This window comes from Bacillus sp. J41TS8 (genome assembly GCF_018333035.1).
Taxonomy (GTDB): Bacteria; Bacillota; Bacilli; order Bacillales; family Bacillaceae; genus Bacillus; species Bacillus paralicheniformis.
This window is the reverse complement of the sequence record NZ_BORF01000027.1, coordinates 1-14545: the sequence shown is the minus strand read 5'-3', so window position 1 is coordinate 14545 and position 14545 is coordinate 1. Positions and strand designations below refer to the sequence as shown.

The following is a 14545-nucleotide window of genomic DNA, read 5'->3' as shown; positions in this document are numbered from 1 at the left end:
GAGTGGCCGCCTTGTTCGAAAAAGTGGTCGCGAATGCCGGCAGGGCCGTATTTCAGCACCTCTTCCCAAAGCTTGGCGAGCTTCATTTCCGTGATGGTTTGCGGCGCGGTGTAAGCGCGTCGTTCAGCCGCTCCGTCGGGAGCGGGCAGCGCCTTGCGGTCAAGCTTTCCGCTCGGTGTGACAGGCCACTTTTCCATCTCGATGAAGGCTGAAGGCATCATATAGACCGGCAGGCGTTTGCCCAGTTCTGTCCTTGCGGTCTTTTGATCCTGACCTTCAATATAGGCGCAAAGCTCGGTTTCCTCCCCTTCTGTCCGGGCGACAACCGCCGCTTCCCGCACGCCGTCGATCTGGCGAAGCGCCGCTTCGACTTCTCCCGGTTCGATTCGGTAGCCGCGGATTTTCACTTGGCCGTCCATGCGGCCCAGCCATTCAACGGTGCCGTCCGGGAGCCATCTCGCCAGATCGCCCGTTTGATACATGCGTTCCCCTCGATAAAACGGGTCATCGAGAAACCGTTCTTCTGTCAGCTCCGGACGGTTCAAATAGCCCCTTGCGACACCCGCGCCTGCGATATACAGTTCTCCGGCCACCCCTATGGGCTGGACAGCTTTCTCACTGTCTAAAATATAAAGACGGGCTCCCGGTACAGGCTTTCCGATCGGAAGCCGCATCCGTTCCCTGTCTTTTTCATGGTCGTACCGAAAAAATGCGGCATCCACCGTAGCTTCTGTCGGCCCGTAGCCGTGAATGACCGCAGTCTCCGGCAAAGACCGGGCAAATCGGGCGGCTGTCTGGGGAGCGAGCGCTTCACCTCCGGCGAATACGCGTTTCAAGGTTTTCGCAAGGCTTGTCCTTTTCTCCTCTGTTTCCATCTCGACCTGGTCTAAAAAGCTGTTGGCCATCGCCGGGATAAAATGCGCCGTTGTCACCCCTTCATTGACGAAGGCTTCTGTCATTAAAGCGGGATCCTTCTCCCAGCCCTGCGGAAGCAAATACATGGAGGCGCCGGGAATCATCCACCAAAACAACTGCCAGATCGAAGCATCAAATGAAAACGATGACTTGAGCACGATGACATCATCTTCAGTTAATGGGAACTGGCGCTGCATCCCGGACAAAAAGGCGGCAGCCTGTCGGTGCTCAACCGCGACGCCCTTCGGTGTCCCGGTTGAACCGGATGTATAGATGACATAGGCGAGTGAGCCGCCATCTGTATGAACGCAAACCGATTCGGTCTCCGCTGTCTCCGCTTGAAACGATGACAGGTTGACTTCAAGCGTCTCACCGGCAAAACCGGAGACGGACAAACCCGGCCCTGTGACGAGAAGCTTGGCGCCGCTGTCGGCGAGCATGTATCTGAGCCGTTCTTCAGGATAGTCTGGATCAAGCGGCACGTAAGCGCCGCCGGCTTTCAAAACAGCCAGCACCGCGATCACCATCTCCGGTGAACGGTCGGCGAGGACGCCGACCACACTTTCTTTGGCAATGCCTTTTTTCTTCAACCGGACAGCGAGCTGATTGGTATACTGATCAAGCTCTCGATATGTTAAGGTACCGCCGGAAAAACGAAGCGCCGGCATGTTCGGCGACAGAGCTGCACGGCGGGTGAAAAAGCTATGCAGCGTCGGTGCTAAAGGTGCAGCGGGCTCTGTTTGATTCAATTCGTACAGCATCTTTTTGGCAGTCTCTTCGCCAAGCAATGCAATTTGTGCGATTTGTTGATTGGGATCAGCGATGACAGAGCCTATGATATGGCGTAAATACAGTTCGATTTTTTTCATCATGGCTGGATCATACAGTCCGATATCAAAATTTATGCGAATATAAAGCGAGCTTCCCGGAATGATTTTAATGCTGCATCCATAGTTGGTAACTTCCTCCATATCGAAATCATCGACTGTGAAATCGAATGCATCAGCTTGATTCAGACTTTCAATTTCGCGCTGGGCCGGTATGTTTTCAAATACGACAATATGGTCAAACAGCTCATGTTTCAGCGTGCTTTGCGCCTGAATATCATATAAAGGATAATAACTGTACGCTTCCGCTTTCAGTGACTCCTGCTGCAAGTGGCTGACCAATGTCAAAAAGGACTCCGGCCCGCTTTTGACCCGGACGGGAATGGTGTTAATGAAAAGCCCGACCATTTTTTCTACGTCCTCAAGATCAGACGGCCTCCCGGAAATAACGGAGCCGAAGACTGCGTCATCACAGCGGTTGATCTTTTGCAGAATGATTCCCCATAATGCCTGAAAAACCGTATTCAGCGTCGCGCCTGCTTGCAAGGCCAATTTTCGCAGCCCTTCAGTCTGTTCTTTAGATAGGGTAAATGCCATCTGCTCAAGCTTTCCTTTTGAGGATGATGATGTTTTGGGCAGTGATGCGGTTTGTTTGACATCGACAAGCCTTGTTTTCCAAAAGGCTTCAGCTTCTTTTCGATCCTGTCGCATCAGCCATTTAATATACTTGCTGAACGGCTGAACCGGTTCAAAATCAGGAAGCTGCCCTTTTCCTAAAGCCTTGTAAATCGCAAGAAATTCTTTCATCACAATACCAAAGCACCAGCCATCCATTAAAATGTGATGATGGCTCCAAATACAATGATATTGTTCGTGTGCCCTTTTTAAGATAGATACTCTCATAAGAGGGTCTGTTTGCAGATCAAATCCTTTTTTCTTGTCGTCATGTTCGAATTGATCGACAAATGTTTCTTTAGCCGCCTCGTCCAGATGAGAAATATCAACAAATTGAAGGCGGCTTTGCCGCTCTTTTAACACGACTTGGCGCGGCTTTGCCACATTTTTGTGTATAAACGCAGTGCGGAAAATATCATAGCGTTCAATCAGCGCGTCTAAACTTTTTTGAAACCGTTCTGTATCAAGCGAGCCGTTTATCGTAAATGATGCCTGTTCAAAGTAGGCTCTAGATTCCTGATCTAACAGCGAGTGAAACAGCATGCCCTCCTGCATAAAAGATAAAGGATAGATATCTTGTATTTCCGGTTGCTGCACCATCAGCGACTCTCCTTTTCTATAATTTATTGACAGCTCCCATAATGTCGCTTAGTTCCTCCAAAGTTAAATCTTCATCAGTGAAGTCTGTTGCACTTTTTTCATGGTTTTCTTTTTCTGTGCAATGCTTGATGATCGTTTTGAGAAAAAATTGAACATGGTCTGCTAGAGCTTGTACTGTTTCTTTCTCATATTGAAGCCGGTTGTAGACAAAGTGCATGACGAGACATTCTGAAGATATGGCGCCGCTGATATCGAGAAGATGAGGCCGCTCCCAATCCGGACTGATCTCATGCCCCGCTTTGACGGGAGAAACGCGAAATCCGCTCGACTTGATATCTTCGTCAAACTGTCCCAAATAGTTAAAGCTGATGTCGGGACGCTGGAAATCTTCAGGTTCCCACATGCCGCCGATGTATTTCAGCACCCCGTAGCCAACGCCCTTATACGGAATACGGCGCAGCATGTCTTTTGTCCGCTTGATGTGGTAGCCGAAACGCTCATGATCATCTGCGGACTCCGGAAGGCTTGCATCGAGTAAAACAGGATAAATCGAGGTAAACCAGCCGACCGTCCGGCTGATATCGATATCCTCCAAATGCGCTTCTCTTCCATGGCCTTCCAAGCTGATTTTGAATCGATCATTGCCGGTCCATTTGTGAAGCGCAAGACCTAACGCGGCGAGTAATATGTCATTTGTATCTGTCGTATACGGCTTGTTTACAGCCGTTAACAGACGCTCTGTTTCTTGTTTTGTCAGCCGAATGTCTATGGTGTCTGTATCTTGCAGCAGATTCGTAATGGTTTCGGCATCTTTCGGAAGCGGTTCAACTCTTGTTTTTTCCCTTTCAGTCCAGTAATCTATTTCCCGTAATAGCGGTCGGCTTGTTGCGTAATCAGTCAGCCGCTTGGCATAGGTTTGATAGGAATCTGTCTTTTCCGGAAGCACGATTTCTTTTCCCGCCAGGGCCTGTTTGTATCCGGCGGTTAAATCTTCGAAGAGGATGCGCCATGATACTCCGTCGATGACAAGGTGATGAATTACAAGCAGCAAATGATCGCCGTCCGATCCGCGAAAAACGCCGGCTGCAACAAGCGGCCCTGTCTGAAGCTGAATCGATTTCTGAATATGTTCCGCGGCCCTTTCAATCATCACATGCTCTTGAGCTAATGATCCTGCTTCTCTTACATCAAGCAGTTCAAACGAAAACAGCTCCTCTTTGGCAAGCTCTTCGGCTCTGTTGTACTGTGTTAAAACTCCGTCTTGATATCCGCATACCATCCGCAATGCGTCATGATGGACCACGATATGGGCGAGCGTTTTTTGCAGAGCTGTTTCATCAAATCGCGCGGAACTGTGCAGCATGACAGATTGATGAAAGTGATCGTGTGACAAAGATTGTGAGAAAAACCAGTGCTGTACAGGCGTCAGCGGCACTTCGCCGTTGACGGGCGCTTGATCAATCTCGCGCCGGACTTTCGTTACCCGCTTTGACAGCTCGCCAAGCGTCTGATGTTTAAACAGCTCACGAACCGTTGTTTCATAGCCTCGCTGCTTTAGCCTTGCGCATACTTGCAGCGCTTTAATAGAATCTCCGCCAAGGTGAAAGAAATGGGCGTCCACACCGAGCCCCTCCATTCCTAAGAGCTCATCCCAAATCTCAGCCATCATCTGTTCAATATCGTTTCTTGGACTTATATCTTCACCTGCGCCCTGATTGGTCGCCGGTTCTGGCAGCGCATTTTCGTCGAGCTTGCCGTTAGCTGTCAGCGGCAGTTCGTCAACCTGTATGATCCGCGCGGGTATCATGTATTCCGGGAGGAGCGTTCTGAGAGATGTACGAATCTCTGCTTCATTCATACTCTGCGCCGTTACCGCATATCCATAGATCGATTGCTGTCCGTCTTTGTCATTTCTAGTTATGACTGCTGCTTCCTTGATTGGAGGCAGTTCTTGAAGGGCGCTTCTGATTTCTCCCAACTCAATCCGGTATCCTCTGATCTTCACTTGCGCATCTTTTCTGCCGACATATTCCAGCTCGCCGTTTGGCATCCTTTTGACGATGTCTCCCGTACGATACAGGCGCTGACCTCCGACATATGGATTTGTGATGAATCGGGAAGCGGTCAGCTCTTCTCTGTTGATATAGCCTCTTGCGACTCCGGCGCCTGCGATATACAGTTCTCCCGGCACACCGACAGGCTGCAGGTTCATATAGGCGTCCGCGACATAGGCTTGTAGGGTTGCCAGAGGTTTTCCGATATTGCTTTTATTGTGTTTCATATCGGTTCGAGTCAGCTTTTTATACGTGGCGTGCACCGTTATTTCGGTAATGCCGTACATATTGATGAGATCCGTTTCTGGATACTTCTCAATCCAGTTCATCAGCATCCCGGGCTGCAGGGCTTCTCCGCCGAAGATGACATAGCGGAGCTGTAAGCGGTCCGAATGCCTTAATTCTTCATCGATAAGCCCGTGAAAAGCTGTAGGCGTCTGGTTTAGCACAGTCACGCCTTCTTTTTGTAAAAGCCGCCGGTAGACATGGGGATCGCGGGCAGTTTCTTTCGGGACAATGACAATTTTTCCGCCGTGTAAAAGAGCGCCGAATATTTCCCAAACTGAGAAGTCGAAACAATAGGAATGGAACAGCGTCCAGACGTCCCGGGATCCGAATGAAAAAGGCAGCTCGTCATGTTTGATCAGGCTGACCACATTGCGGTGTTCAATCACTACACCTTTCGGCTTTCCTGTTGTTCCTGATGTGTAGATCACATATGCCGGCTGTTCGGCTGATATCGGCTGACGCCGCCTTTTCGCTGCGGCTTTTTCTGCCTCGTCAATATATAAAACAGGTATGTCTATAGGCTCTTCCCATTGTTGTCCGGATTGAGTAAGCAGCAGTTTGGCCCCGCTGTCATTCAGCATAAAGCGGATCCGTTCAGCTGGATAATCAGGGTCGATCGGCAAATAAGCGCCTCCCGCTTTTAAGATGCCGAGAATCCCAACCAGCATATCGAGTGAACGGTCTGTCATTAAACCGACCACTTGCCCTGAACCGACACCATGTTCATTCAACACAGCAGCTGTCCGTTCAGCCTTTTCATCAAGTTCCCGGTAAGACAGCTGCCGATCATCGATCACGGCGGCTATTTGATCCGGAGCGGCCATTGCCTGTTTTTCAAATAGACTCGCGATGTTCTCTTGTCTCGGGTATTCAGCCGTTTCTCCGGCAGGATTGATCAGCATGTTTTGTTCTGTCGGAGTCAGCATTTGCATGTCGGACAGTTTCATGTCATGATTGGCCGACATGCTGCCGATTAGCGCTTTAAAATGATCAGACCAGCGCGCGACCGTTGCCTTTTCAAATAAGGCGGTACTGTACTCAAAATGACAGCTGATCGTACCGTCATCTTGTTCTTCGGCATGCAAAGTCAAATCAAACTTTGACGAGTGATGCGGCAGTTTATGTGATAAAAGCGTCAGTTCCGGTAATTCCACCTTGAAATCATCGCCGTTTTCAAGCACCAGCATAGCGTCAAAAAGCGGGTTGCGGTTCACTTCTCGTGGGGCGTCAAGGTGTTGGACGAGCTCCTCAAACGGATAATATTGGTTGTCAACAGCCTCAAGTGTCAGTGTTTTGATCTCTTTCAAATATGTACGGACTGTTTTATTCCCTTCAGGCTTGCTTCGCATCGCCATTGTATTCACGAACATCCCGATCACGCCATCAAGTTCTGCGCGTTCTCGGCCATGTGCAGGCGAACCGATGACAATATCCTCTTGGCCGCTCAGTTTAGAAAGAAAGACTGAGAAGCCAGCCAGCAACACCATATATAACGTTGAACCGGTCTCATCCATTAACTGGCGCAGCTTTGCCCCTGTTTCCCTGTCAATATGCGTGGTCAAAGTGTCTCCGCTAAAATCGGGGAGAAGCGGCCGTTTTTGATCAAGCGGCAAGTCCAGCACCGGCAACGTTCCCTTCAGCACTTCCAGCCAGTACTGTTTTTGGCTGCCGAATGCCCCGGCTGAAAACTGTTCATTTTGCCATACAGCGAAATCTTTATATTGCAGTGTCAATGGAGGCAGCTCTTTCCCGCTGTAAATGGCCGAGAATTCACGAATAAACGTGCTCATTGACATTCCGTCAGCAATGAGATGATGCATATCAAGCAGGAAGAAATGCCGGTCTTTGTTCAACGCGGCTAAACAGACTCTGATCAGCGGAGCTCTTTCAAGATCAAACGGCTGAACGAACGATTCCAACACTTCATTGAGCGATTTCTCGGATTGGATGTGCAACTCTGTCCATTTCACTTCGGCAGATGATACGACTTTTTGCATCGGCTCCCCGTCCTGTAAAACAAACGAAGTGCGCAGCGCCTCATGTCTGTCGATTAATGATGCAAAAGTTTCTTTCAATCGCTTTCGGTTCAGTGTTCCGCAGAGTTCCAAGCAAGCGGGCATGTTGTAGCTTGTACTGTCTTTTGCCAGCTGATGCAGGGCATAGAGCCTTTTTTGCGCGAAAGACAAAGGATACAGATTTTTTTCCGGTGCTGGTTTTATCTCCGGACGGGTCTCACTTTTGACCCGTTCTATTGCAGGAGCCATGCTGGCAATCGTCGGATATGAAAAGACTTCGCGAATCGGCAGCTGAACATTAAGCCGCTGATAGATTTTTGAGACAAGCGCCGCCGCTTTAAGAGATTGACCGCCCAATTGAAAGAAATCATCATGTATGCTAATCCGCTCCCGCTTCAACACGTCTTGCCAAATCGACATAAGCTCTGTTTCCAGCAAAGTGCGGGGCGCTTTCGGCATGACGTCTGTCCCGCCTGAATGTGCCGGTTCCGGGAGACCGGAGCGATCCAGCTTTCCGCTCGTTGTAAGCGGCATTTTGGGCAGTATTGTAAAGCTGTCAGGCATCATATAGGCCGGCAATTTCCCGGCAAGGGCTCTATGCAGGTCCAAGCGCTCTGTTTCCTTTTGCAACACAACATAAGCCGCAAGCTCCTGTTCTCCATCTGCTGTGGTGCGTACGAGTGCCGCCGCGTCTTTTACCCCGGAAATACCGCGAAGTGCGGATTCAATTTCTCCTAGTTCTATTCTGAATCCTCTGACTTTTACTTGGTGATCCAGGCGTCCAAGGTATTCGATCGTTCCATCCGGCAAAAAGCGCGCCTTATCCCCTGTCCTGTACAGCCGTTCTCCTTCATGAAAGGGATGGGCGGTAAAGGCTTGATCTGTCAATTCCTTTTGCTGAAAATACCCTTCAGCAAGGCCTTTTCCTGAAATGCATAATTCACCGACAGCACCGATCGGCTGAAGGAGGTTCCCGTGCATAATATAGACAGATGTATTATCAACCGGCCGTCCGATTGTCAATCGCTCGCTTTTCTGAAGATTCCGCAGCACCGTCGTTGACACGCTGTTTTCTGTCGGTCCGTATTCGTTTATCAGTTCGGCGTTGCTGCAAATCTCGCGGCTTACGGTGATTAAATCAGGTGTCACGGCTTCCCCGGCGAATGTCACAGCCCGAAGTGTTTCCGCGTCTGTTTTTGTCAAGGTCTCCAGCAGTACGCGGTATAAGGAAGGAACGAAGAGCAGATGGCTGACGCCGTGTTGGGCGATAAGCTGTTTCATAGCCACGACATCTTTTGCATCATCTTCATCGGTCAGCAAGACGCAGGAGCCTGACAGAAGCGGTGTGAACAGACCTGTTATTGACCCGTCAAACACATATGAAAAGAGATGGAGCGCGATATCTCGGTCTGTCATCCTGTATTCTTCCCGTCTCCATTGCAATGTATTGGAAATGCTTCTGTGGCTGACAAGCACCCCTTTGGGCTGCCCCGTTGTCCCTGATGTATAAATGATGTAGGCCCAATTTTCGCTGTCTGACTGTGCTGAAAGAGCGGCTTTTGGTTCCGCGTCTGTTTCTTCAATTGTGACAATCTTTCCTTTGTAATCCGCAGGGATAAAAGGGAGCAGTTCTTGTTGCGTAACGAGCCATTTGGCTTGACTGTCGCGTAAGAGAAACGAGAGCCGCTCAGGCGGATGATCCGGATCAAGCGGCATATACGCACTGCCCGATTTCCAGATGCCGAGAAGAGCTGCGACAGTTTCTTTTGAGCGGCGCAGCATAACAGCTGCAACTTGATTTGGACCTGCGCCTTCTTTCCTTAGCGCACGAGCGATTTGATTAGCTCGCTCATCTAATTCACGGTAGCTCCAGCTTGTTTCATTGAATCTGAGCGCCTCTTGTTTCGGTGTTTTGGCGGCCTGCTCTTCAAACAGCTCATAAACTGTTTGATCCGGATAAGTTCGCTGTTTGCCGTGAAAGGAATAAATCAGTTTTTTTTCAGCGAGTGGCACGGGATCAATGCTTGTGATCAATTGATCGGGATCTGATAGTATACAATCGATCACTTCTTTTACATGCCCTTGAAGCCGAAGTATGTCGGTTTGATCATAGACCTCGGCGTTATAGCTGAATTTTATGTAAAAGGTCTCACCGGGAACAATGACAATATTCAAGTCGTAATTGGTTTCCTCTGACGTGGAAAAATGATCAAGATGAAGAGCGTTTTCCTCCGATTCTTCCCAGCCGTTAACCTCTTTCTGCATTTGGACGGGATAATTTTCAAATACAAGGATATGATTGACCAGGTCTTTGTTTAAGCCGCTCTCGTTTTGAATCTCATAGAGAGGATAATAGCCGTGATCTTCACAAGTCAGGATGTCTTTTTGCACCTGTTTGGCGAGTGAAGAAAATGACATACCCGCAGAAGAGCGAATCCGGACAGGCACCGTGTTAATGAACAGTCCGGCCATTGATTCGATCCCGTCAATGGCGGAAGGCCTCCCTGAAACAACTGCGCCGAATACAGCGTCATCAGTCGCGTTGTAGCGGTGCAGAAGCAAGCCCCATATACTTGTAAACAATGTGTTTAACGTCACGCCCAATCGCCTTGCTAAATCGGAAAGTTTTTCAACCGTTTCCGGCTTGAGTGAGAATTGAAGGTGACTCGGTGTATAAACGCCTTCTGTTGTTTTGCTTTTTGAACCGGGGACAGAGACAGGCTCCCCGTACCCTTCCAAATAATCGGACCAGAAGGCAGCTGTTTTTTCTCTACTCTGACCGCGAAGCCAAGTCATGTATGTGCTGTAAGGCGCCGGCTTCCCAAGGTGGAAAGGCCGGCCGTTTCTTAGAGCGTAGTACATATGGAAAAAATCTTGCAGCACAATACCTAAGCTCCATCCATCCATCATGATGTGGTGGTGGGTCCAGACGCATGTATGTCGTTTTTCTCCTGTTTGATACAGGGTCAGCCGCATTAATGGGCCTTTTTGCAGGTCGAACCGTTGATGCCGATCTGCTTGTTTGCAGCTATTTATCAACGTATTCTGTTGTTCAGCCGTCAAGGCAGAAATATCCTCCGTCTGAACAGCTACTTTTCGGTGTGATAGAACGACTTGCTGCGGCCCGTCCAGATCAGGCACCTCTTTTATATAAATCGTTCTGAAAATGTCGTAACGTTCAATCAATAGATCCAGACTCTTCTGAAATGAATCCAGACACAAATCACCGCTGATGGTGAAGGAAATTTGTTCAATATAGGCGTTTGAATCAGGGTGAAGCAGTGAATGAAACAGCATTCCTTCCTGCATATACGACAATGGATAAATATCTTGAATCTCTGTCTCTTGCGCCATGAATGCCACACACCTTTCCGGCGAAATTAAAGTTCTTTTACGAGATTGGCAATACTTTCGAATGAAGCGGAAGTCAATTGTTTATTGCTGTAATCGCTCAATGTTTTTTCTCGTTGTTTCTTGGCGGAACAATGCTCAATGACCTCACAAAGGCGGTCATGGAAGCCATCCATAAATGTTTCAATCGTACGCCTGGAAAAGACGTCGGTATAGACAGTTTGAATATCAAGCCGCTGATTGACGACCATGGCATTGATGTCCAAATCAAATTCTCTCGGCCGCTCTTCTGCAATGTTGTGGCGCGGCTGATAAGGAGACATCCGCATCATTCCTTCGAGACCGTCGAACTGTCCGAGATAGTTAAAGCAGATTTCAGGTTCACGGTGCTGAATACGTCCAGACGATTGCAAAAGCCCGTATCCGGTTCCTTGGTTCGGCACGCGTCTCATCATGTCTTTCACGTTTTTTATGCGGCAAGCGGTTTTTTCGCTTGAATTGTCCGGTGCACTCATGTCCAGAAGAACCGGATATATCGAGGTGAACCATCCTACAGTTCTGGAAATATCAATGTCCGGAACATGTCCTTCCCTGCCATGTCCCTCAACACTGACAAGGAAATGCTCACGTTTCGTCCAATCGGCAAGCGCCATTCCCAAGGCCGCCAGCATCAGTTCATTCACCTCTGTGCCGTATGCCTGTTTTGTCTGAAACAGCAGCTGGTTTGTCAGTTTCACGCTTAACAAGCGCGAAGCGGTGAGTGCCGTTTTTTGCAGCCTGTCCGCATTCCTGTGACCGTCTTTTGGTAATGCGGTCGTTTCAAAAGATATCGCATGCTCCCAATATGCCGCTTCCTCAAGCAGTTCGTTGCTTGTTGACAATGGATGCAGCCTGTTTGCATATGTTACGTAAGAATCGCTTTTCTGCGGCAATTTAATTTTTCTGTCTGCTAAAGCTTGCTGATAAGCTGTTTGTAAATCTTCAAGCAAAATTCTCCATGACACACCATCCACAATCAGATGATGAATGGCGATCAGCAGATGGTCTGCATCCCGCAATCTGAACAATCCAATGTGACAAAGGAGTCCTTCGTCCAAACGCATTGCCCGCTGTATTCGTTTTTCCTCCGCTTCTATGCGTTCGGCAATCTGCGTCTCATCGGCGAGGTCTATGGTCTTAAAGCTGAATCCATCCTCATCCGTTTGACTGATTCCGCGATTATATTGAAGGATGCGTCCGTTATCGTCTTTTTTAAACATCATCCGCAAGGCGTCATGATGCTTGATTAAAGCGGATACGGCCCGGCGCAGTGCAGCCTCGTCCAATCTTTTTTCACTTGTGAGCATGACTGCTTGATTGTAATGATGTTCAAAGGCGCCAGGATAGGCAAAAAACCTTTGCTGGACAGGTGTTAGACTGGCATTCCCTTCAACAGGTCCCTGATCGGCAATTGATACGGTCGGAGTCAGGTGACTCGCCAGTTCTTCAATGGTCGGAAATTGAAATAAATCCCGAATCGTCATATCCCATCCTTCAGCGGCAAGACGAGCCGACACTTGCAGCGCTTTTATGGAGTCTCCCCCCAGCTGAAAGAAAGAGTCGGTGATGCCGGCTTGCCGTACATGGAGCACATCCTCCCAAATCCGGCATAGCAATGCTTGTTTTTCATTTTGCGGGGCATGGTAAGTTTCCAAGCTCTGAACATGTGCAGCAGGCAAAGCGTCTTTATTCAATTTGCCGTTAAATGTAAGCGGCATTTTCTCTAAACCGACAAAATGAGCTGGAATCATGTAAGCCGGAAGCCTTTTTGCCAAATCTAAACGCAGATCGATGATGTCTGCTTCTTTAGGAACGACGTAAGCCGCCAAATAGGTTTTCCCTTCAATATCTTTTTGAATGGCGACTGCCGCTTCTTTGACATGCTCGTTCTTCAAAAGCGCATTTTCTATTTCTTCGAGCTCAATTCTGTAGCCCTTTATTTTGACTTGTTGATCAAGACGCCCATAAAGACGGAGGGTGCCGTCAGGAAGCCAGCAGGCCTGATCTCCGGTTTGATACAGCGGCCGACCTTGCGCTAAAGGATCGCTGAATTTGGCTTTTGTCAATTCAGCTTTTCGCCAATAGCCTTTGGCCACGCCTTCCCCCCCAATAAAAAGTTCTCCCGGGACGCCGATGGGCTGAACTTGTTTGTTCTTGTTAAGAACATACATTTGTACATTTGGGAGCGGAATGCCGATCGGTACAAAATCGTGATAGCGCTCTTTACTCATCGTGATTTCATAATAGCTTGAATCAATGGTCGCCTCTGTTACACCGTAGCTGTTGATGATCCGCATCTCTTTTCCGAATCGTTCATTTAATGTGTAAAAATCCTGTGCACTGACAATATCTGAGCCCAGAATCAGCACCTTTAGGCTCGGTAATCGATATTTCCGCCGGTAAACATATTCCATAAAGGGAACAACCAGGGCTGGTGTCGATTCCATTAATGTAATCTGCTGTTGATTCATCAGCTTACATAACAGTTCGGGCTCAATTCGGACATCATCCGGGCAAATCACAAGCGTTCCCCCGTTTAAGAATGCCCGGGCTATGTCTCCTGAAAAGACATCAAACGAGAAACTGGCCATTTGCAGCACTCTCGCCGGTGTGCGGTCAAGCTCATAGATGCTTCGCCAAGCAAGCGCTGCATGTGTGAAATTGCGATGTCTGACTTCAACTCCTTTTGGCGCTCCTGTTGTTCCCGAAGTATAGATGACATAGGCAGTATCTTTTGGAGTTGCTGTTGAAACTATATTTTCCTCGTGCAGGCCATTATGTTCATGGTCAAGATGGATGCAAGGCATACTGCCATCTGTCAAAAGTGAAGCGATATCTATATATTCAGCCTGGGCCAGCAGCGCAGATGCTTCGCTGTCTTTTAATAAAAACCGAATTCTTTCTTCTGGATAATGGGAATCTATCGGGATATACGCTCCTCCCGCTTTCAGCACGGCCAAAACACCTATGATGGCTTCAATCGAACGATTGGCCAAAATCGCAACTCGTTTTCCAGGACCGATTCCGGCTGTTTGAAGCGTCCGCGCCAGTCGATTGGCGCGACCATTCAATTGGTGATAGCTGATCTGTTTCGAGCCCTCAATGACTGCGATTTGCTGAGGATTATTCGCTGTTGTTTCTTCAAACAGTTCGTGAAACACTGCTGTTCGTTCTGGAAGTTGAAGGTGTTTGTGATTAAATTCAACAAGAATTTGGTATTGATCTTCATCGTTCAGAAGATTGAAGCGTGCAAGATCTGTCTCGGGCTGATGGACGATATGGCGCAAAAGTACAAGCAAATGTTTCATCCAGCGCTCGATGGTTGTTTTTAAGAAAAGATCGGTGCTGAATTCCATGTCGAGACGGATATTCCCGTTAGATTCGCAAGCGGTCAATGTAAGGTCAAAAATAGATACTTGATGGGCAAATGTTTGAACGCGATTGACTTGAAGGCCGGCTAATTGCATATCGTGCTGTTCCATGTTTTGCAAAATAAACATGGCGTCAAACAACGGATTGCGGCTCATATCACGGACGACATCAAGCCTGTCGACAAGCTCCTCAAACGGATAATCCTGATGTTCAAATGCCTCAAGCGCCGTTTCGCGGACCTCTCTTAAGAAATTGCTGAAACATTTGTTTTCGGCCGGATGCGTTCTGATCGCCAATGTGTTGACAAACATGCCGATGACAGGTTCTAAGTCTTTGTGCGGCCTTCCGGCGATCGGCGAACCGATGATGATATCCTCCTGTCCGCTGAGCCGGGCAAGAAGCGTGCTGT

At 48.5% G+C, this 14545-nt stretch carries 3 protein-coding genes; all 3 read right to left on the bottom strand.

Translation table 11 applies throughout. From position 1 onward, the window contains the following. On the bottom strand, positions 1 to 3017 hold a 3017-nt coding region (locus tag KI350_RS22470; protein ID WP_212930591.1), incomplete at its 3' end, for a non-ribosomal peptide synthetase. Positions 3018 to 3033: 16 nt separating this feature from the next. Beyond that, positions 3034 to 10728, bottom strand: coding sequence for a non-ribosomal peptide synthetase (locus KI350_RS22465; protein WP_079289112.1), 7695 nt, complete (start codon positions 10726 to 10728; stop codon positions 3034 to 3036). A gap of 26 nt (positions 10729 to 10754) precedes the next feature. After that, the coding region (locus tag KI350_RS22460; protein WP_212930590.1) for a non-ribosomal peptide synthetase at positions 10755 to 14545 on the bottom strand (3791 nt) is incomplete at its 5' end.

Bases quoted from the DNA above. Each gene is read 5' to 3' on its own strand.
- KI350_RS22465 (WP_079289112.1), bottom strand. From the start codon at position 10,728: ATGGCGCAAGAGACAGAGATTCAAGATATTTATCCATTGTCGTATATG.